Consider the following 20,750-nt stretch of genomic DNA (forward strand, 5'->3'; position numbering starts at 1 on the left):
AGTTATTTTCTCCCATCCTCCCAACTTCCCATTACCCCTTATCCCCACTTCCTTTAACTCTTTGTCAGAATTTCTGTTAGTGCCGATTGTAAATTAGAATATCGGTACTCAAAACCTGTTTCTAGGGTGCGCTTGGGCAAAACTTTTTGACCTTCTAAAACTACTATTGCCCCATCTCCTAATAGAGCTTCGATCGCAAAACCAGGGACGGGTAACCAGGAAGGACGATGCATCACTTGTCCTAAAGTTTGGCTTAAATCTGCCATCCGCACTGGGTTAGGCGCAGTTGCATTATATACACCTTCGATTTCTGGTTTAGTTAAAGCTTCCACAATCAGGTTAACTAAGTCGTCCACGTGAATCCAAGAAAACCACTGGCGACCATTACCAATGGGCCCACCAGCAAAGAGTTGAAATGGCGGAATCATTTTAGCTAAAGCACCACCACTACCTAAAATAATACCAAAACGCAAAATTACTAGCCGCACACCAGCGTCTTTTACTTTTGTAGCTTCTGCTTCCCAAGCTTGGCAAACTTGGGCGAGAAAATCGTTACCAGATAAACTGGTTTCATCAAAGGTAGCTGTTTGACTGGTGCCGTAGTAGCCAATAGCCGAAGCATTTACTAACACAGTTGGTTTAGGGTTAGCGTTGACTATTGCTTGAACAATTTTTTGTGTGCCTAGCTTGCGACTATTGAGGATTTCTTGCTTGCGTTCTGGTGTCCAGCGTCCCTCACTAATGGGTTCTCCTGCCAGATTAACTACACCATCACAAAGTGCGATCGCATTTTGCCAAGAACCAGATTGAGTCGTATAAGCAACAATTTCAAGATTAGGGAAAGCTTGAAACGGAAAAACTTTTTCAGCAAAAGCGGTGTTCCGAGTTAAGACCAGTATTCTATGGCCTTCCTGGTGGAGTCGTTGTACCAAAAGATTACCAACAAATCCTGTTGCTCCTGTAACTGCTACTTTCATTTTTTACCTCTGCCAAAGCCTTATTTTAAAGTTTTTGATCAAATTTTCAGTTTACGGTACTCTCCTTGTATATAAAACAGATGTGATTGTATATCTTGTAGTAATTAATCTGAAAACGAAAAAACTTTGCATTTTTAATGAGTTTCTGTTTAGATGCTTCGGTATTATAGGATGGACAGAGTGTTGCAAGGCGTGGGGCTATTATGGGTCGCTATACCTGTTCATTTCTTGTTTCTGTTCCTAGTGACCATCTTCAGCCGTTACTTGTAGAACTTCTACAGGACTATCAGTTGGATATTCAATACCAGACAAGCGATTACATTATCGCTCGTGAGTTTCCTGGTAATGTTTCTTTTTCTAAATTAGTCACAGTGGAAGTACTGATTGATAAATCAAAAAGTACTGAAACAGAAACCCGGATGAGTATTGTAATTAAAAATGAAGAGTTGCCACTGCAAGTGGATAATTACTGCCGACAAATGTTTGAATCGATTAAGCAGGCGATCGAAACTAGCCGTCATTGGCATTTGATTGAAAGTCTTGCAGGATAGTTTTGATGGTGATATTGCTGTTCCCACAGCATCGGATTCTAGGATTCCCAAACTTTTATTAGTAGGCTTTCCATTTTCCGGACTGACAAATTATTTATATATTTATAGGAGCGCAAGGCTTTGCGCCCCTAGAATGGGATATTTTTGAAACTGAAAGTTCCTTTAGTAGTTGTAATTCAGTCTACTAAATCCTCTAAATCCTCGGTCATACCGGGGTTTATTAATGTAATGTCATACTCACTCGAATCCGTTTGCCCCAAACGCTGACTATTTCTTAACAGATAATAAATGGCACGCACTTGAGGCCCAAAAACGATCTCGTCTTCATTTTTTAGATCGTGGGCTGGCATCTTGCGTCCATTAATCATCAAACCGTTGGAACTAGGCTTTCCTTTAGCATCGCCATCTACAATTCGATAATAGTAGCTATGAGTATTATGCTCTCGTGGCAATCTCACTAATGTAGCGTGGCGGCGGGAGACAAACTGCGACATCAAACGGATATTACATTCGCGGTCTCTACCAATAGAATAGACGGGCTGCTCCAAAGAAAATTCCTTGCGACCTTGATCGTCTTCAATAATCAGTAGATGGTTTTCATTGATTTCTGCTGCCATTGACAAATCGTTGCTAAAATCGGTGGAACATTGATTAATCAAGATTTGTTTAGTATCATATCTTGCCATTCTCACGCACCGTAGTTTGTGGTGATGATTTAAATCAGCTTTAAAACTGCATAATACCTTGAAAGAGTAAAACATGACCTTCTACTCATCCTTTGTTATTAGTGATTGGTCATTAATCATTTGTTTTTTGTCCTCTGTGCAAAGTCCGAATCTCAGGAACCTTGAGCTTTTGACTTTGCACTTAAACTAATTACTAATGAGTGATCACTAATGACTAATAACCTTTTACGGGTGATGAGCCAAGCGCCGCAATAAAATTGAGTTTGTGACGACGCTAACAGAGCTAAAAGCCATTAATGCGGCAGCACCCGATGGATTAAGCACAAAACCGAGACTAGGGAACAAAACACCTGCTGCTAAAGGAATACCAACTGTATTATATGCAAAAGCCCAGAAGAGATTTTGGCGGATTTTGTTGAAGGTAGCGCGACTAAGTTGAATAGATTCGACGACATCGTTTAAGCGATCGCGCATTAGGACAATTTCAGCAGTTTCCATTGCCACATCAGTCCCGGAGTATAAAGCAATTCCGACATCAGCTTGGGATAAAGCTGGAGCATCATTGATGCCATCACCAACCATTGCGACTACTGAGTGCCGGGTGCTGAGTGAGGAGTTTTCTTTGCCTCCTTGTCCCCGCGTCCCTTCTAACTGAATGACTTGTATTGCAGCCGCTTTCTTAGCCGGAGGGACACCTGCGATCACATCGGCGCTATCTAATCCTAATTCTTTGGCTATGGCGTTGGCTGCTTCTGAGCGATCGCCACTGAGCAGCATTACCCGTAAGCCCATCTGACGTAACTTGTCTACGGTGCTTTTGGCATCTGGTCTAAGAGGATCGCAAACAGCAATCACTCCAGCTAAGGTTCCTGCAACTGCTACAAAAACCACTGTTTTACCAGATGTTGCCCAATCCTGCGCTACTTGCTGTACAGTTGCGCTCGTGGCAATTCCATGCCAACTCAACCAGTCTGAATTACCCAACAGCACAACTTTGCCCTCTACTACAGCGGACACCCCCAGTCCTGGTTCTGTGTGAAAGTCTACAGCTTCGGGAATCGATAACTCCTGCCGGTGTGCTTCTTGCTGAATTGCTTTTGCTAGAGGATGATGAGTACCGCTTTCTACAGCTGCAGCTAGTTGTATTAGGGATTGGGAAGACGAACAAGGGTGGGATGCAGGGGGCAGAGGAGAAAACTCTTGTTTCTTGCTAAGAGATCCTTGTTCCCCTGCTTCTTGTGTAGTCAACAGTTCCTCAATTAACAAGCAATCCGTGACGATGGGATTACCTGTAGTCAATGTACCAGTTTTATCAAAAACTACGGTGTTTAGCTGGTGTATTTTTTCTAAAACGTCGCCGCCTTTGATTAATAGACCCCGTTCTGCGCCCATACCAGTGCCGACAAGAATGGCTGTTGGTGTGGCAAGTCCCAAAGCACAGGGACAGGCGACTACCATCACAGCGATCGCTAACTTTAAGCTAACTAGGAGTGGGGAGTGGGTAGAGACACCATTAATCGCGTCTGTATTGAGTAAGGAGTGGTGAGCCATTTCCATGCCACCAGACATGGTGACATCACTCCAGATGTGAGTGCCAAAAAAGTACCAAAAGATAAATGTGAATATAGATGCTGTTAGTACCCCGTAGGTAAAGTAACCTGCTACTGTATCTGCCAATTTTTGTACCGGGGCTTTGCGAGTTTGGGCAGCTTCTACTAGGGCAACAATTTGAGCTAAAGTTGTATCGCTGCCGACACGTGTTGCTCGAATAGCGATCGCCCCTGTCTGGTTTAGCGTCCCGCCTGTCACTAGATCTCCCGGCTGCTTACTCACTGGTACTGCTTCCCCAGTCAGCATTGATTCATCAATCGTTGTTTGACCAGCTACCACTTCGCCATCAACAGGGATTTTATCGCCTGGCAGCACCTGTAACCATTCTCCAACCCGCACCTGTTCGGCAGGAATCTCTACAATAGAAAATCCAACTCCTGTTTTCTCTGGGTTGGCAATTAATCGCGCTAAGAGTGGTTGGAGTGCCAACAATTGTCTAAATGCGGCAGCAGCGCGACCTCTAGCTTGTTGCTCTAGTGTCCTTCCTAATAAAATAAAGCCGAGCATCATTACTGGTTCGTCAAAAAAGCACTCCCAACCCATTTGGGGAAATAGTAGCGCTACTAAACTAGCAATGTAAGCTGTGAGAGTTCCCAATCCCACTAGCGTGTTCATGTTAGGTGCGTTTCGCCGCCACCCCAGCCAACCATCTACTAAAATCGGGCGACCGGGAATTAATATAGCGATCGTTGCTAGTCCACAGTGGAACCAAATGTTATTTAACACGGGCAGCACTGAGCTGCCGATATTACCAAAATGTCCACTTGCCGACAACACTAGCAACAAAGCAGCGATCGCTAATTGCTTGAGTGAGGAGCGCATTTGTTGGCGTTGTCGTTGTGCTGGGTCTGCTAAGTGAGATATCTCGCCTGCTACTGTAAGACTGGCTTTTCGGGGTTGAGTCGGGAATCCAACTTCTGTTAAATGCTTTGCCAGTACTTGTGCATCTACGACACCAGCTTGTGACTCTACAACTGCTACTTCTGTCGCCAGGTTGACGCTGGCACTTTTGACTCCTGGATGTTGGGTTAGCTGTCGCTCTACTGCGTTCACACACCCAGCACACTTCATACCTCCAACATCTAGAATAATTTTCTCTAGGATTGGAGCAGATTCTTGGTCTACCTTAGTTTTGGGAACAAGTTGCATGGCAAATGTTTAGATTCGCTACGAAAATTCAACGCTTGACTAAAAGCGTCTCTAATTCGAGCGTAGGCGAAATATGGAACTACGACTGTATGTCAACTATATTAAATTTATTAATTTATCGTACCGTGCTGAGCGTCACGACGGCTCCAGCGTAGATAAGTTACATACATAATAGCTGCAACCTGCAATGGCATAACGATAATTAGGCTTCTCAAAAAATAGTTGATTTCCAAATGAGACATCATACTGAAATACCCTATGCCTAACAAGAAAAACATAGTCCAGCTAAGCGGTTTAGGTTTAACAACAACCATATCAATCAGAATAAATATAAAAGCGCTGTATAACTGCTATAGAAAATCAGCTTAGTAAAGCAGGGTGTAAATTTAGCTACCTTTTCAAGCAAGGGGCTTAAGCCCCTTATTTAATCTAGGCATTCTGCCACAATGTACTAGAACCAACCCTGCTTATTCACAAAGTAGGTGTTTACAAATTCTTCAGGAGACTTATTCAAGTAAATCATGCCTTCAATTAAACCTACAAGTTGCATAATCAATAAGGCAACACCGTAGGTAAAAGAACCTCCAATTACAGAAATCACCAACATGATAAAGCCTTCTGAGGCATATCCGAGAATAAACTTATGAACGCCAAATCCTCCAAGAATAATGCCACAGTAACCAGCTAAAAGTTGTTTAGTAGGGTGACTGGGATTAAGATTTGCCATATAAATGCTACTCCTTAATAAATGGGATATAAAAATAAAGTCTTTATGGGAATAAAAGTGAGTAAATATACTTGAAAAACAAATTTATTTCTTTAGTATGAATAAGCACATAAACATATGACCAAAATCAGCCTGCTTTTAGTGTATGGGTAAGGCTGATAATATGAGACATAAAATGCCTTTCAACATCACCGAAAAATCTTTAGTTCATTAAGGGTTTTAATGGATTTGATCGCAATCCTGGTGCGGCAATTGTGCAGATTTTTAACCAAGATTTTTATCTTGAGAATAATCAATCTCACTCATCAGCAACAACTGCTATGCACACAACTTTTTACAACTCCATCAGTATTATTTCCGGAGTTTTTTCTGATCGCAGCAATCACCAGTATTGGTAGTCTGAGTAGTATAAATATACTATTGGGACTTATTTTCAGTTATCAATCACTATTTACACGAGTGCGAAAGGATTTGCAATCGAAATTAATTACAGACACAAATAACTTAGTAAAGCAATTAACATCTCGAAAATGGCTAAAGTCACTCCGATGAGAATAAATGCTTAGCTAAATAGTTTGTTGTCTATGTTCAAAGCATTATTTAATTTGCTTTTGCCATTGTTTATTTGGCTTTTAGCAAGTATTTAGATTTACAACCAATTATAACTAGTAAATTGTTGCTATCTATGGAGATAAAATCAGATATTTCCATTTTTAGCAACAGTATAAAAATAGTATTAATGGCTACCTAAAATAAATAGACTTAATAATGTACCGCTATTCCAAAGGCTGTGGAGGAGCATAGGAGCAAGGAGATTGCGCGATCGCGTGTACACAACCCCCAGTACAACGCCCAATGCAGTCAGTGGTAGAATTTCTGATAAGCTCAGGTGAGCGATCGCAAACAATAAACTACTGACCAGAATTGAGGCCCACACGGGTAAATAGCGGGTAAGAGAGGGAAGCAAAAAGCCGCGAAACAGAAGTTCTTCAAAAAATGGAGCTGCGATCGCTGCTGTAAAGAAAAATATGACAAGTGCTACACCATCTTGACTTTCGAGGGCTAGTTGCAATAGGGGATTGCTACCACCTTGTCCTTGCCAGAGTTGTTGATTAATTAAAGATACTACTACAACTATAGGTAAAGCAGTGCAATAGCCCCCCAGTCCCCAGAAAAACCAGTTATCTAGAAAGCGCAAGCGAAACCAGAATTCTGGGAGTGGAAAAAAGCGTTTAATAGAGAAATACAGCACCAATAACGCACCTGATGCTACCAGTATGTAACTAACTAAAACTGAAAAAGCCTGAAGTCGCACATCAGTCACGGGACGTTCTATAGGGAGCAACGATAGCAGTGCGGGGACAAAAAGTTGTCCCATGAAGAAAAAGCCGACGACAAAAACCTGTAAAACCGTTTCCCCATCCCAAGGCGTTGACCAACGTAAATCAGCATTTTGACTTAATAAAGAGGCTTTTCCTTTGAGCAAACGTTGAGCAAATAAGAAAATCAGCAGTATTAAACCAATTAATGCTGCCAAAGTGGGAATAGTACCGATAATTGCTAATTTTAAGACTGCACTCGTAGCAGCTTCTTGTTGTGCAGCTTTAACTGCTGATAAAGCTTGTTGTCGTTGCTGAAGTTGATATAGCCGAATCAAGGCAGTAGAGCCAAACCAACCTTCTAAATTCTTTTGAATCGGTTGTTGAGCTTCGGGGAGCAGGCGGGGAGGATTGCTCCACAGTCCACTCAATATAGCAGCAGTTTGCCCAAATTCTGGATTGATATCTGAGCGCTTTTGTAATTCATTCCAAGTTTTCAGGGCTACATCCGTCTGTCCTTGCTGTGCTTGTAAAATTCCCAACCGCAAGTCTAATTCAGCTAATAATTTTTCTAGTTTTTTAAGGGACTGCTGTAACTGTTGCTGCTGTGTTTGTTGAGAAGTTTTTGTAGTAGGAGAAACGTCCGGTAGAGGTTTAGGAGGTATAGCAGTTATTTCCGGTTGAGATCGTAACTGTGCAAGTTTGCTGTTAACTTTATCTAAATTAGTTTGAACAGATTGACGCGCCTCCTGATACTGCTTTGTAGCACTTTCTAGAGGTTGGTCGCCAAGTATCGCTTCTCGAATCGCCTGGAGATTATCATCGCTACTATCTTCTGATTGCCAAGCTTGGGCTTGTAAAGCGATATTGGTTTGGTACAGTTCTAAGCGACTTTGAAACTGAGGTTCTTGCCAACTACCGAATAAAGACAAAACTGCCAACAGAACTGCTATTGGCGTCATTATAAAAGTTAAAATCAACCGCTTGATTGTCATCTATCCCCCTTTTACTGTACCCAGTGGTGAGTGGAGAGTATGGAGTGGGAAGTTAGGAGTTACTATTGTGATCTTGCTTCCCCAGTTCCCTCATCCTCGCGTCCCTTCTGTTTGCGTCTACCTTGGGAATTATCGCAAGAAAAAGTCAGAGGTGGATAGATATTATCAATATTATGATGCTATCAGTCTGCGATGCCTGCGGTGCTTGCTAGCCTACGCACCCACAATGTAAAATCACAACTCATTGCACTGCTTATCTTCCGCTCTCTGATTTGCCAGATTCTGACGCTCGATTTGTGGATAATCAACTGAAGGTTTAAATTACCATCATAATTGTGTTTGTCTAAACATGGAACGGCACACAACGAGGAGGATAATAACGTGAAAATCTTGCCAGTTGTGAATGAACGGTTTTCGCAGATTCCGATCATTGATATTAGCGCCTTGGTTTCTAAAACTGGTGAACGCCACACAGTCGCTTCTGAAATATACCAAGCATGTTGTGAGTGTGGGTTTTTCTATATCGTTGGACATGGCATAGATGAGGATTTACAGCAACGCTTAGAACTACTGAGCCGACAATTTTTCGCCCAGGATTTAGAAACTAAATTGAAAATCCGCATGGCTTTGGGTGGGAAAGCATGGCGGGGGTATTTCCCCGTCGGTAGCGAATTGACTTCGGGTAAACCAGACCAAAAAGAAGGTATTTACTTTGGTGCAGAACTGGGAAAGGAACATCCATTAGTCCAAGATGATACTCCTATGCATGGTTCTAACCTCTTCCCGTCTAATATTCCACTGTTTTGTGAGACAGTACTTGAATATATGGAGGCAATGACTCAGCTCGGGCACACGCTGATGGCTGGTATTGCTCTGAGTTTGGAACTGGAAGAATCTTATTTTGCTGACCGTTACACAGCAGACCCACTAATATTATTCCGTATTTTTAATTACCCCGCCTATTCATCATCGTCAGATTCTGAAGATAAGTGGGGAGTTGGCGAACATACTGACTACGGTATCCTAACGATTCTCAAGCAGGATGATTCGGGCGGATTGCAGGTGAAATCAAAATCAGGTTGGGTTGCTGCATCTCCTATTCCTAATTCCTTTGTATGTAATATTGGCGATATGCTAGACAGAATGACAGGAGGTTTGTATCGTTCTACACCTCATAGAGTTCAGAATTTGTCAGGACGCGTAGACGCAAAGCGGCTTGTCACTAGACATCGCCTTTCGTTCCCCTTTTTCTTCGATCCAAATTTTAATGCTGAGGTAAAGCTGATTGAATTGGACGGGGTATTGATAAATGACGACAAAAAGGAACGTTGGGATCGGACTAGCGTTCACGATTTTCACGGAACCTATGGTGATTATCTGTTGAGTAAGGTATCTAAGGTTTTTCCAGAGTTGCGACGGACAGTTTTATAGAATTTTGAAGATATTTTTCTCATCCCAACTTTTTTTAAGGCGATTGCGCTACTTGAAAAAATTATTTAGCTTTTAGCATGACGAATTGCTTTAACTAATTCGTCTTTGTTCATTTTGCTCCGACCTTGGATATTCAGCGCTTTGGCTTGGTCGTACAACTCGCGTTTTGATGGCTCAGACTTTTCTTCAACTTCATGCATGGCTCGCTTGATAGTGGGTGTCCACTCGACATGCTGCTTACCTTCCTTAGAAGCTTCTTCCTTTGTTTGCTCGGCTTGTTGTTTTTCCTCGTCGCTTAGCTTATCCCATACTGATGCAGGCAGGTAGCGCTTAGTGACTTCGCCTTCACGGGCGCGATTTTCATCCTCTTGAGTCTGCCAATCTTGCTCAGACCATTCTTCCAATGATTTAGCTGCTTCGTCTTTTTGACTTTGTTTGTAGCCACCACCCTGTTTTTTATATTCTCGAACTAACAGTTGGCTCTTTCGGCCAGACCACTGACCAGGCTTACCACCTTTATCGGATTTGAGAATTTCTTCCTTAAGTTGGTTACGTAGTTCGGGATGAGTGTATTTCTGTTCGTAATTTTCATTAGCCATATTATCTTATTGCTGAAAATTTTTAATGTGATTATTACAAAGTTATTTTATTGCTCTGACTGTTTTTAAAACGTTTGAAGTAATGAACATTTTGATAATATGCAATTTTGTTAAAATTTTCGTCTGTCAAATGGTGAGTTAAAAAACTAAAAATTATCAGACTTTTTATGTAAGGTAACTCGATAAAATTTCTAGCAGTTCTCGTTGAGATAAAATACGCTTCAACTCCACCCTTTTCCCCTAAAAGCAAGCTTTTAGGGGAGTGTTTGCTCAAAAGCAAATCCTCTTTGGAGTTGCGACTGTATTTGTAACAAACTGAAAACCGCTATATCCGTCAGGAGAGTGTAAATATAGCAGTTTTGAGTAAAAAAAATTCCCGTTGCCATCACAACTGGCAACGGGAGTTTATTAGATTTTATATTAATTATCGATAAGCAACTTGTGGCCCTGCCCAAATTTCTCTAACCTGTTTACCAAAAGTTATGGGCTGATCGTCGTCTGTTGTAGTGACAGTCTTGCCATCGTTAGCAACTTTCACCAAAGGCCAGTTTTCCTCGCCTAGTTCGCCTGCACGAAACAACACATGATCGGGTTGACTTTTACTCCAACCTAACAAGACCGCAATCTTCTCATCCTGATTTTCTTGATTAGCAGGAGCAACAACGTTAGCATGATTGTTTTGCCGATCCCAAATCACTGCGCTATCTGTGGAATCACCTGTGTTAAATATGCCTTCAAACTTGCGTGCCAAAAAGCGATCGCCTTTTTCCGACCAACTAACAGGAACTAACACCCCAATCTGACCATTTGTGTCAGTTTCTTCTGCTGACACTGCCTTGATAGCTTTGGTTTTTAATAGGGGATCGCTAACAGGAGTAGTTGAAGCCATCACCCACAATTTCTTAGTTTGCATATCTTGGACAAACAGAACGCTGGTAACGCGGCTGTTGTACATTTCTGGTTTGACCTCTAGTTGCACCCGACTATAAACAGCATATCTACCATCAGGAGAAACCACCGGTACGCTGCGGTAATGGCGCACTCCAGAACCACCCTTAGAACCAATAGCCTCTTGAGTAGCTGTAATCCATTTCCAAGGAATTGGATGAGGACTGCCGATGGGATCTGTTTGTTCTGCTTGGGATTCATCAACTGGTTCACTAACAGGTATTTCTGTCGTCGTTGCAGTTGGTTGTGATTCTCTAAGAGTTGGTGCTACTTGGACTGCTACTAATGATTTGGTAAAAGGTTTCTGTGTAGAGAAAGAATTTTTTTCTTCTCTCAAAGATTTCACCTTAGCTGCTTTTAGTTTTTGTACTAATTTAAGTTGACTCACAGGAACATCTGTTGATGGCGCGAGTTGAACTGCTGCCAAGGAATCAGGAACCTTTAAATCGCTGCTTGAGAGAGAACTATCTACTTGAGCTAAAGAATCAATTTTATCCTCTGGTAATACTTGCGGTTCCTGAATAGCACTGCTTTGTGTTGATAGATCAAATTCTTCTGTTGATGAGTTGACTCGATCTACTTTTAATGTGTCAGCTATTTCAGGTTTCTCAACTAAGGCTATTTCGTTTGATACAGGTTCAGATTCTTCGGTAACTGAAGTGTGTTTAACTACTTCGGATTTTACTGAAGCCGAGTTACCAGATGCCCCTAACAAGGGTGCGATCAATATTACAACAACAACATAATTCAGAAATGGTTGTGCGCGGAACCATCCCGACAGCAAAAGGGGTTTAAGCATTTGTAGACTCTCTAGAGGGGCGGTTGCTTATGTGAGGAGCAATACCTATGCAGCAATGGAGGAAGCGATAATTATATGTATAACAAGAAACTAAAAACTTTTACTAAATAATTTCTTCATTTCTGGAGGATGAGAAAAATAAGCATTATTAATTACACCTTTTTTGTTTGGAGTACTGGATGTTTTTTTGACAAATATATGCGAGTATAGTAACTATGCTGATAACTAAGTAATTACTACACATATAATCCAATTTTGGTGTAGGCATGAACCACACCAAAAGCACGTTTATATTCAAGGGGTATTAAGCTGATAGTTCAGGCTAGTGAGAGTGCAAACTAAGGCCCTCTCAAACTKCATTATGACAATCACGTTAGGATCGCTAACATGCAGCAAGCTAGTTCACACACTATAAAAGTGGAAACCCCGATAATAGTAAACGTGAGGCGTTACCTGAAAAGCTGGGAAAGCGGACACATAATACATAATACTCAGAAAACATTGTTGCCAGCAACCCTAAGTTAGAAATTGCAATCTAAATTATATAAACACTTATTACGCAATGCTCTTTTACAAAGAGCAACTGCGCTGAATGCTAATATTGAGAAAATCATCAAAAAAGCAGCAATATTTTCTGGGTAGATGCTCTAGCGACTCAAAAGCACAGACAGTCCGTTTGGGGTAACTAGAGAAAGATGCAGTTGATACTAACTTTTTTACTTGCTAACTTATACAGTCAACTTAATCAAGCAGCCTATAGTTTCAGCAATACGAAAATATTGTACCACCAAACAAGCAAACTATAAAATATCTAAATTAAAAGTTGTCACTTACTAGGAGTGCATTTAGGATTAACTAATTACTAACGACTAACAACTAATTATTAATGAAAATCGTATTTTTTGGTACTCCTGAATTTGCTGTCCCAACTTTAGAAAAGTTATTAAATGATTCAAAATTTGAGGTGTTGGCAGTTGTTACCCAACCAGATAAACGCCGGGAACGTGGAAATAAACTTACTCCTTCACCCGTAAAAGCGATCGCTACTGCTCACAATTTACCAGTATGGCAACCAGAACGGGTGAAAAAAGACACCCAAACTTTGACCAAACTCCAACAATTAGACGCAGATGTGTTTGTTGTTGTCGCCTATGGACAAATTTTATCCTCAAAAATTCTTAATCTGCCCAAGTCGGGTTGTATTAATGTGCATGGCTCGATCTTACCCAAATATCGTGGTGCAGCGCCGATTCAGTGGTGTTTATATAACGGTGAAACCCAAACGGGGATCGCGACTATGTTAATGGATGTGGGGATGGATACCGGCGCAACATTGCAAATAGCCACTACACCCATTGGATTGCTGGATAATGCTCAAGATGTAGCCCAAAGATTGGCTGTAATTGGTGGAGATTTATTGGTGGAAACCTTAATGAAGTTGGAAAGTAAAGAAATTCAACCAATACCACAAGATAATTTAGAAGCGACTTATGCACCTTTGATTCAAAAACAAGATTATGGTTTGGATTGGTCAAAAAGCGCTATCCAATTACATAATCAAATTAGAGGCTTTTACCCTAATTGTACAGCTAACTTTCGTAACAACCTGCTAAAAATCACTGCTTCTGCTCCCCTTGTTACGGTAGGCGATCGCGATCTCCCACCACAATTACAAAAATTAATACATAAATTGCCTGATTTGTCAAACGTATCAAACAGGCCTGGAGAGGTAACGAGCATTGCCAAAGGAATTGGGGCGATTGTCCAAACTGGGGAAGGTTTGTTGCTGTTGCGAGAAGTTCAGCTAGCTGGTAAACGTCCCCAGTCCGGATGGGATTTTGTTAATGGTACGCGGTTAACTGTGGGGGAAGTATTTGGTGCGGGGAGTTGAGGGGGATGATGGAGAATCACTTTTAACTCCTAACTCCTCATTCCTAACTTTTAACTTATAACTTCTAACTTTTCATAAAAGCGGCAAGATTCGCAAGGACCATCTGGGTTGACTGCACAGCGAATGAGTTCTGAATGAGCGTTGTAGCAGCAGGTAGCATCACCAATTACCCAACGTCCTTGTACTAAACTTTTCTCAGATGGTCGTTTGGCAGACTGGACGTAAATGGCAATATTATTCAAACGGTAGCGTCCTGCTTTAAGTTGGTATCGATGACGGCGTTCTAAAACAGCGTAGGTTTTACCTTGAAAATCGAGATAGTTTCCCGGTTGGGGTGTCCAATCAAGTTGCACTCTACCGAGGGACTCACGTGGATGAGTGAGAATCACCTCGGTTTGTAAAGAGTCTGGCTCCATAAGCTTATGTGATTTGATTTACATTATAAGGATGTTATCGCAATAACTTTCTTTAGCTTACCGAATTTAGATTACAATTAATAATTCACTATGATTTGCCAAAATTAGAAATGCACAGCTAGTGCATCCCTACAGATTACGGCAACCAAAATTCAGGCAGGATAGATTTACCGAAGTCACGCAGAGTTTGGTTGAGCGATCGCGCCACTTTTATATGCGCTTCATCCTCTTCTACAGGTAAAATCTCAGATGGTTGACCTTCTTTTAAATAAGACACCACCAAATTCGCCGCCTCTAAGCCAGTAACATAAGCCTTTTCTTGAGACCAGGAACCATGACGGTTCACAATCCAATCTCCACTCATAAACACATTCTCAAAACTTGTCTTAGCGGGTAACATATAACGATAGCTACCAGGTGCAAAGTGAGTCACCGCGTGAGGTAGCCGAATTACACTGCTATCAATAATCTTTGCCTCCCGAAACGTTGGTACACAAGTTGCTAAATAACGCTGAACTATTGGTAAAATCTCCTCATCACTTAAGTTAACAAACTGATTTGCGTGATAAAAATCAGCTTCAACCACTGTTCCTGGCTCGTAGCGATATTCATCATGTAGAGCATTCAAATCAAAAAATGTCCAACCGGTAGTTGCGTCGAATCCAAAGCAGGCATTAGAAGGACGAGGAATATTAACTTTGCGATCGAACCATAAGCGAGTTGCTAAAACATCAATTGCTCCTAAATTGCTCAAATTCCGGAATTCTTCACAACTTTGCAAACTCGGACTAGTTGAAACAATTTTCTTCATACCTGTGATGCCTACAGCAAAAATCACGGCATCGGCATCAAAAACTTCATCACCGCAAACCACACTCTTGACTCGATAATTACTATCAACAACTAAGTCGGTTACCCGCCGCTTGGGTAATACTCGCGCCCCAGCTTTTTCAATACGTTCCACCCAAGGACGAAATATTTTTTCTCCCACAGTTCCCCGACACCAAACCACATCAAAATCTGATTGATGAGCCAAAATAAAAAAGTAAAGCATCCCTAAAGTTGCTGCGGCTGAACATTGTTCGCCTGGGGCAAATAAGCCCACTAATAACATTGGTTCAAAAGCTTCGCGGTAAAGTCGTGCAGAAACATTAAAATTTTTAAACAATTCACGGGCAGTGACAAAATCATAGCGCCGCCAAGCTGCATCAGAATTATCAAAATCAATAACAGAATAAAGTAAAGGTAGGGCGCTCAGACGGTCAATTAGTGGCAATCGTTTAAACTGAGTATAGAGAAAAGTTCCCAAAGGAGTAGGGAGTCTTGGTAAGTCTTGAAAAATTGGTGATTCAACTTCTAAACCCGCAGGCGAATATTGGGAAGAACGAGTCCAACTAGTAAAAGGACTAATTTCTAATTCATTGATCAGAGAAAAAATATTTCTATAAGGATACCAGAAGCCATGAATGCCAGCTTCTTGTGATTTTCCGGTTGTTGTTTGCCAACCTGCCACCAGTCCACCAGGATAAGAACCTGCCTCTAAAAGTGTTACATCATAGCCTTGTTTTGCCAAATGGTAGGTTGCTCCCAAACCTGCCCAACCTGCACCTACGACCACCACCCGTTTTTGTTGTGACCCTTTTACCATCTTAGCCTCCGATTCTTCCAGTCCAACAACTAATGTATAGCGTAGATTCTCGGTAGGAATACAGAATCTAGAATCTAAAATCTAAAATTTTATTAGAGGAAGTGGTTGAATACAATTCCTTGCGGTTAATGCTGGCTTAAGAGTATAACAGAAGACAGATTTAGTTATTTATGAGGAATAATCCTAATGACTCAATTAGCAAATGTAAAATTCAGCTTGGATGACTATGAATTACGAGATGGTATTTATTTTCCTAGTGACTACAAACAGTTGAACAGTACTCAACACAAAAAAACCTGGGATAAAATTGGTAAAACATACTATGGCTCCCAGAAAATAGAAAAAGTTGCTGATAAATCGCCCATTAAACAAGATTACACTCTGCTAACTGGTACACCTGGAGGTACTTGGAATAAATTTCCGTTGAACAAATCTGTGGATTCTATTCTGGAGATTGGTTGTGGTTATGGTCGCGCACCTTTGCATCTCTCTAAAGCCAAGAATTTAAAATGTGAAAAATATTATGGCATTGATATTTCTGAACCTTTGTTGCGGCGGTTAATCAAGGTTAAACAAGAATATGATTTTTTTCCAGAAGCTGAGTTTAACTTGATTTGTAATTCTGCTGAAATATTACCTTTAGCAGATAATTCTATAGATTTGGTAATTTCTAATTGTGTTTTTATGCATATACCAGATGCACAATTAAGAAACTTATTAGCTGAGATATCTCGCCTACTCAAACCTGGTGGAATTTTTGTTTTTAATCATTCATTTCATAACAAGTCTTGTCCTTCTCATATTATCCATAATTTTGTGAGAAAGTTGAACCCCTTTGTGAGAAATCCAGTTTATTTGAAACAATATTCATCTGCTGAAATAGAAGAAATGTTAGCAACTGCTGGAATGAAAACAAAATGTCCAGAGTATATTGTAGAACCAACAGCAGAATATGCAATTTTACCGGAAACTATTAAAGGAATTCCGGTACCGTTTGCTAAAGCCATTAATAAAAGTCTCAACCCGTCAGGTAGTTTAAAAGAAACTTTGGCTTATGGTTTTAGCGCTTACAGCACTCAATTGGATTAATTTAGAAACTATTAGGTTAGGTAAAAGTTTGTAGTTAGTGACTAGATCCTCGACTTATTATCAAAAGTCGGGGATCAAACTTTTGATGAATGATTTAGGACTGCGATCGCTAGCTTGCAAAGTTTTCCTCGAAGTGCGATCGCTAGCTCTGCGACAATCTCAACACTCAAAAATAGTTGCTGCAAAGTATGAATTTGGTATGGGGCTAAGCCTTTGCCGTAAGCTTCGCCCCACCGATTTACAACGTCGCCACAAGTTCCTTTAAGCGATGGCCTCCATCCCGGAAGACTGGCCAACCATCCCCCACTAACACTGCTTCTACCTGAGCCAGTTTAGCCAACCTCTGCACAGAAGCAACAGCCTGCTCTCGATTCAGCAGCTTGTCATCGGGTAAAATTGTCAAACTGCCTGCTTTGCGTGCCCGTACTAAATCTCCTGTAATTAAAGTCGTTTCCTCCAGTAGTAGAGCCAGTTCACCGGGGGTTTTAGAACCTTGGAGTTCAATCACCTTTAGTCCAGGTACAAATTCTTCACCATCAGACAGCCAGCGATCGCAATGTATGGGAAAACTATCTTTTTCCGCTACAGGACCAGCTATCTTAGCATAAGTTTGATCGGCAATTTCTTTACTTGCCCTGATATGTTCAGAATTCGTCAACACTATCCAAACCACACCACCGAGGGATTGCAGATGATTCCAATCATGGTTTGATAGGGCTACTGGGTCAATCAAGATGTTGCCATCTGGGCGAATCCAGGCAATCCCATTGAAATCAATATTTCTTGCCGGATTGAAATTAGACCAGCTATAGAGATCGGGACGGTGCAATGATTTCATGATGATTCTGGATTAGTACCTTCAATAATTGACTATTAATCTCAATAATTCAGTATATAGATAATGAGGTGACTGGAGATTAGTTATTGGTCATTAGTCATTAGTCATTAGTCATTGGGAGTGTCCAATGCCCAGGCGCAGAGTTAGGAGTTAAGAGTTTGGAATTCTCCCCTGTGCCCCTCTGCTCCGTATCTCCCCATCCTTCCCCTCTGAATCTGAAATTTGAGTATACTACGATAAATCTATCGATATTATGTATTTATTCGGGTTTAAAGAAATTCCCGCATAACCGCAATGGAGATCGACAAAGGTCTGGGGGTAAATTCAGATGCAACGCCAAAAAATATCAGCCAAGGCAAACCAGTTTACAGAGTCGGTGATTCGAGAAATGACAAGGGTGGCACTGCAACATAGTGCAGTGAATTTAGCCCAAGGATTCCCTGATTTTCCTTGTCCTCAGGAGTTAAAACAGGCAGCCTACGAAGCAATAAAAGCAGATATTAACCAATATGCTATCACTTGGGGCGATCGCCCATTTCGGGAAGCGATCGCTAACAAAGTCCAGTGGTATCTCGGCTTAGACATCAATCCCGAAACCCAAATTACTGTCACATGCGGTTCTACAGAAGCGATGGCAGCAGTGATGTTAGCCACAGTCGATCCTGGAGATGAAGTAATTGTATTTGAGCCGTATTACGAAAACTACGGCCCCGATGCAATTTTAGCGGGTGCCACACCCCGCTATGTGACATTACATCCTCCCCAGTGGACATTTGATGAAACACAGTTGCGTCAAGCTTTCAACGCTAATACCAAAGCTATTATTATTAACACACCCCACAATCCCACCGGTAAAGTCTTCACCCGTGAAGAACTCATCCTAATTGCTGAACTTTGTCAAAAGTGGGATGTACTAGCCTTCACTGACGAAATCTACGAACACATTCTTTATGATGGCACTCAACATATCGCTTTAGCGACCCTTCCGGGAATGGAAGAACGCACAGTTACCATTAACGGTCTATCCAAAACTTACAGCGTTACTGGATGGCGAGTCGGCTATATTTTGGCAAATCCTACATTGACGGCAGCCATTCGCAAAGTCCATGATTTCTTAACAGTAGGTGCCCCCGCACCATTGCAACGAGCTGGAGTTGTCGCCATGCAACTACCCCCATCTTATTATCAAGAATTAGCCAAACTTTATCAGCAGAAGCGAGACAATATTTTACAGATTCTAGATCGAGTTGGTATTCCCTACTTCCTTCCCAAAGGAGCCTATTATATTCTTGCAGATATTTCTCAATTTGGCTATCAAACCGATGTAGAATTCACTTACCACTTAATTAAAAATATTGGTGTTGCTGTAGTTCCTGGTTCCAGCTTTTTCAGCCAACCACAAAAAGGACATTCATTAATTAGATTCTGCTTCAGTAAAAGACCTGAGACATTGCAAATAGCAAGTGACAGATTACTAAAATTACAAGCCACTCTACAATTAAAGCAACTATAGCAATACTATTTGAGTTGTCAAGAATTACTTTTTTAAACAACTGCGTTCAGCAAAGCTGTTGCCGTAGGCTAGGGTACAAAATACGCAAAGGTAAGAAATAAACAATTTTAAAAATTATCTAGAGTTGCTATATGACTAATTACGACAATATTTTAGAAGCAATCGGTAGAACTCCATTAGTCAGACTTAATAAAATTGCTGAAGATATTCACTCAACGATTTACGTCAAAGTAGAATATCTCAATCCTGGTGGCAGTACCAAAGATAGAATTGCCCTGACTATGATTGAAGCCGCAGAAAAAACAGGTCAACTCCAACCAGGCGGCACTATTATTGAAGCTACCGCAGGCAATACTGGTGTAGGACTAGCATTAATTGCAGCAGTAAAAAAATATCGCTGCATATTCGTCATGCCTGATAAAATGAGCCAGGATAAAATTAATTTACTCAAAGCTTATGGTGCAGAAGTAGTTGTTACTCCCACATCTGTACCGCCTGACTCACCAGAAAGTTATAACGGTGTAGCAGAAAGACTTGCTAAAGAAATACCCAAAGCTTACAGACCAAATCAATTTGAAAACCCGAATAATCCTTTAGCACATTACCTGACTACAGGCCCAGAAATTTGGTCAGATAGTCATGGTAAAGTAGATGTATTTGTTGCTGGTATGGGCACGGGCGGTACAATTTCCGGAGTTGCCAAATATCTGAAAGAGCGAAATCAAAATATAGTAATTGTTGGTGCAGATCCCGAAGGTTCAATTCTTTCGGGTGACACACCTAAATCTTATAAAGTTGAAGGAATTGGGGAAGACTTTATTCCTAAAACTTTTAATCGCCAATTAGTGGATGAAATGGTTCGAGTTAGCGATAAAGAATCATTTAATATGGCTCGTCGTTTAGCAAGAGAAGAAGGTTTATTGGTAGGAGGTTCATGTGGTACAGCAGTAGCCGCAGCCTTGAAGTATGCAGCTAGATTAACAGATCCAAAGTATATTGTAGTTTTATTACCAGATACGGGAAGAAATTACATTAATAAAATTTACTCCGATGCCTGGATGCAGGAAAATGGTTTTTGGGAAGGTACAACAGTCAGAAGCACGAAAATTGGAGAAATTCTGGCTCAAAAAATAGATTTTCCTTCGTTAGTTGCTGTTAGTCCCCGTGATACCTTGAGTAAAGCCACAAATTACCTGCAAAAGTTAAATATCTCCCAGTTACCAGTGATTGATAACAATCATGTAGTAGGAAGTGTCAACGAAGCCTCTTTAATGAAATTCCTTCATGATGGAATTAACTTTTCTAACCAAGAAGTTTCGGCAGTTATGGGTAAACCATTGCCAATTCTCGATGAAGACGTGGATATTTCCGAAGCTTATCGACTGCTGTTATCAGGAACTACAGGAATTATTATTAAGCGATGTGATGTTCCGGTTGGATTAATTACCAGAGCCGATTTAATTAGATATTGGATTAGTCAAACCCAGGAATCATAAATTATCAGTTGTAATCTGGAATTTACTAAAGACAATTGGATGTAATTTCCGGCTACCTCCTAATTCT

At 41.0% G+C, this 20,750-nt stretch carries 17 protein-coding genes; 7 read left to right on the plus strand and 10 right to left on the minus strand.

What is annotated here, in order from left to right; genetic code table 11:
* Positions 1-53: 53 nt before the first annotated feature.
* Positions 54-977 (minus strand): TIGR01777 family oxidoreductase, encoded by a 924-nt coding sequence (locus tag FCR06_RS16020; protein ID WP_138501353.1) that lies wholly within the window; start codon positions 975-977, stop codon positions 54-56.
* Between the two features lie 203 nt (positions 978-1,180).
* On the opposite strand from FCR06_RS16020, the gene FCR06_RS16025 reads away from it, so the two are divergent.
* The gene (locus FCR06_RS16025) at positions 1,181-1,528 is read left to right on the plus strand and encodes a hypothetical protein (protein WP_138501354.1); all 348 of its coding nucleotides are present in this window, start codon (positions 1,181-1,183) and stop codon (positions 1,526-1,528) included.
* A 176-nt stretch (positions 1,529-1,704) separates the two neighbouring features.
* On the opposite strand, the gene FCR06_RS16030 is transcribed toward FCR06_RS16025, so the two are convergent.
* The 4 genes from FCR06_RS16030 to FCR06_RS16050 form a co-directional block, all read right to left on the minus strand.
* Entirely contained in the window at positions 1,705-2,214 is a 510-nt protein-coding gene (locus tag FCR06_RS16030; RefSeq protein ID WP_138501356.1) for an FHA domain-containing protein, read from the minus strand.
* 225 nt (positions 2,215-2,439) lie between these two features.
* The gene (locus FCR06_RS16035; RefSeq protein WP_138501358.1) at positions 2,440-4,974 is read right to left on the minus strand and encodes a heavy metal translocating P-type ATPase; all 2,535 of its coding nucleotides are present in this window, start codon (positions 4,972-4,974) and stop codon (positions 2,440-2,442) included.
* Between the two features lie 451 nt (positions 4,975-5,425).
* Positions 5,426-5,701, minus strand: coding sequence for a TM2 domain-containing protein (locus FCR06_RS16045; RefSeq protein ID WP_138501362.1), 276 nt, complete (start codon positions 5,699-5,701; stop codon positions 5,426-5,428).
* A gap of 736 nt (positions 5,702-6,437) precedes the next feature.
* Positions 6,438-8,015: a CPBP family intramembrane glutamic endopeptidase gene (locus FCR06_RS16050; RefSeq protein WP_138501364.1), complete on the minus strand. Its 1,578-nt coding sequence runs from the start codon at positions 8,013-8,015 to the stop codon at positions 6,438-6,440.
* A 381-nt stretch (positions 8,016-8,396) separates the two neighbouring features.
* On the opposite strand from FCR06_RS16050, the gene FCR06_RS16055 reads away from it, so the two are divergent.
* Positions 8,397-9,446 (plus strand): isopenicillin N synthase family dioxygenase, encoded by a 1,050-nt coding sequence (locus FCR06_RS16055; protein WP_223280161.1) that lies wholly within the window; start codon positions 8,397-8,399, stop codon positions 9,444-9,446.
* Positions 9,447-9,511: 65 nt separating this feature from the next.
* Here the strand turns inward: FCR06_RS16055 and FCR06_RS16060 are convergent, their stop codons facing one another.
* Together FCR06_RS16060 and FCR06_RS16065 are read right to left on the minus strand one after the other, a co-directional pair.
* Positions 9,512-10,045, minus strand: coding sequence for a Rho termination factor N-terminal domain-containing protein (locus FCR06_RS16060; protein WP_138501366.1), 534 nt, complete (start codon positions 10,043-10,045; stop codon positions 9,512-9,514).
* Between the two features lie 424 nt (positions 10,046-10,469).
* The gene (locus FCR06_RS16065; RefSeq protein WP_138501369.1) at positions 10,470-11,792 is read right to left on the minus strand and encodes a hypothetical protein; all 1,323 of its coding nucleotides are present in this window, start codon (positions 11,790-11,792) and stop codon (positions 10,470-10,472) included.
* 886 nt (positions 11,793-12,678) lie between these two features.
* On the opposite strand from FCR06_RS16065, the gene fmt reads away from it, so the two are divergent.
* Positions 12,679-13,683, plus strand: a complete 1,005-nt coding sequence (gene fmt / locus FCR06_RS16070; protein WP_138501371.1) for a methionyl-tRNA formyltransferase — start codon at positions 12,679-12,681, stop codon at positions 13,681-13,683.
* Between the two features lie 50 nt (positions 13,684-13,733).
* Here the strand turns inward: fmt and FCR06_RS16075 are convergent, their stop codons facing one another.
* Complete coding sequence (locus tag FCR06_RS16075; RefSeq protein ID WP_138501373.1) at positions 13,734-14,099, minus strand: DUF6464 family protein; 366 nt, start codon at positions 14,097-14,099, stop codon at positions 13,734-13,736.
* A 136-nt stretch (positions 14,100-14,235) separates the two neighbouring features.
* On the minus strand, positions 14,236-15,747 hold the full coding sequence (locus tag FCR06_RS16080; RefSeq protein WP_138501375.1) for an FAD-dependent oxidoreductase: 1,512 nt from the start codon (positions 15,745-15,747) through the stop codon (positions 14,236-14,238).
* A 186-nt stretch (positions 15,748-15,933) separates the two neighbouring features.
* On the opposite strand from FCR06_RS16080, the gene FCR06_RS16085 reads away from it, so the two are divergent.
* On the plus strand, positions 15,934-16,836 hold the full coding sequence (locus FCR06_RS16085) for a class I SAM-dependent methyltransferase (protein ID WP_138501377.1): 903 nt from the start codon (positions 15,934-15,936) through the stop codon (positions 16,834-16,836).
* An 82-nt stretch (positions 16,837-16,918) separates the two neighbouring features.
* Entirely contained in the window at positions 16,919-17,101 is a 183-nt protein-coding gene (locus tag FCR06_RS16090) for a hypothetical protein (RefSeq protein ID WP_138501379.1), read from the plus strand.
* Here the strand turns inward: FCR06_RS16090 and FCR06_RS16095 are convergent.
* A complete protein-coding gene (locus tag FCR06_RS16095) occupies positions 17,075-17,674 on the minus strand; it encodes an MBL fold metallo-hydrolase (protein WP_138501381.1) in 600 nt (199 codons plus the stop codon). The two genes, FCR06_RS16090 and FCR06_RS16095, sit on opposite strands and share 27 nt — an antisense overlap.
* Before the next feature lie 328 nt (positions 17,675-18,002).
* Here FCR06_RS16095 and FCR06_RS16100 point away from each other — a divergent pair, with 328 nt between their 5' ends.
* Both FCR06_RS16100 and FCR06_RS16105 read left to right on the plus strand, forming a co-directional pair.
* Positions 18,003-19,187 (plus strand): pyridoxal phosphate-dependent aminotransferase, encoded by a 1,185-nt coding sequence (locus FCR06_RS16100; protein WP_138501383.1) that lies wholly within the window; start codon positions 18,003-18,005, stop codon positions 19,185-19,187.
* A 131-nt stretch (positions 19,188-19,318) separates the two neighbouring features.
* Positions 19,319-20,683, plus strand: coding sequence for a cystathionine beta-synthase (locus FCR06_RS16105; RefSeq protein ID WP_138501385.1), 1,365 nt, complete (start codon positions 19,319-19,321; stop codon positions 20,681-20,683).
* Positions 20,684-20,750: the final 67 nt, after the last annotated feature.

It is taken from the genome of Nostoc sp. PA-18-2419 (genome assembly GCF_005869855.1).
Taxonomy (GTDB): Bacteria; Cyanobacteriota; Cyanobacteriia; order Cyanobacteriales; family Nostocaceae; genus Nostoc.

Bases quoted from the DNA above. Each gene is read 5' to 3' on its own strand.
- FCR06_RS16020 (WP_138501353.1), bottom strand. From the start codon at position 977: ATGAAAGTAGCAGTTACAGGAGCAACAGGATTTGTTGGTAATCTTTTG.
- FCR06_RS16025 (WP_138501354.1), top strand. From the start codon at position 1,181: ATGGGTCGCTATACCTGTTCATTTCTTGTTTCTGTTCCTAGTGACCAT.
- FCR06_RS16030 (WP_138501356.1), bottom strand. From the start codon at position 2,214: ATGGCAAGATATGATACTAAACAAATCTTGATTAATCAATGTTCCACC.
- FCR06_RS16035 (WP_138501358.1), bottom strand. From the start codon at position 4,974: ATGCAACTTGTTCCCAAAACTAAGGTAGACCAAGAATCTGCTCCAATC.
- FCR06_RS16045 (WP_138501362.1), bottom strand. From the start codon at position 5,701: ATGGCAAATCTTAATCCCAGTCACCCTACTAAACAACTTTTAGCTGGT.
- FCR06_RS16050 (WP_138501364.1), bottom strand. From the start codon at position 8,015: ATGACAATCAAGCGGTTGATTTTAACTTTTATAATGACGCCAATAGCA.
- FCR06_RS16060 (WP_138501366.1), bottom strand. From the start codon at position 10,045: ATGGCTAATGAAAATTACGAACAGAAATACACTCATCCCGAACTACGT.
- FCR06_RS16065 (WP_138501369.1), bottom strand. From the start codon at position 11,792: ATGCTTAAACCCCTTTTGCTGTCGGGATGGTTCCGCGCACAACCATTT.
- fmt (WP_138501371.1), top strand. From the start codon at position 12,679: ATGAAAATCGTATTTTTTGGTACTCCTGAATTTGCTGTCCCAACTTTA.
- FCR06_RS16075 (WP_138501373.1), bottom strand. From the start codon at position 14,099: ATGGAGCCAGACTCTTTACAAACCGAGGTGATTCTCACTCATCCACGT.
- FCR06_RS16080 (WP_138501375.1), bottom strand. From the start codon at position 15,747: ATGGTAAAAGGGTCACAACAAAAACGGGTGGTGGTCGTAGGTGCAGGT.
- FCR06_RS16085 (WP_138501377.1), top strand. From the start codon at position 15,934: ATGACTCAATTAGCAAATGTAAAATTCAGCTTGGATGACTATGAATTA.
- FCR06_RS16095 (WP_138501381.1), bottom strand. From the start codon at position 17,674: ATGAAATCATTGCACCGTCCCGATCTCTATAGCTGGTCTAATTTCAAT.
- FCR06_RS16100 (WP_138501383.1), top strand. From the start codon at position 18,003: ATGCAACGCCAAAAAATATCAGCCAAGGCAAACCAGTTTACAGAGTCG.
- FCR06_RS16105 (WP_138501385.1), top strand. From the start codon at position 19,319: ATGACTAATTACGACAATATTTTAGAAGCAATCGGTAGAACTCCATTA.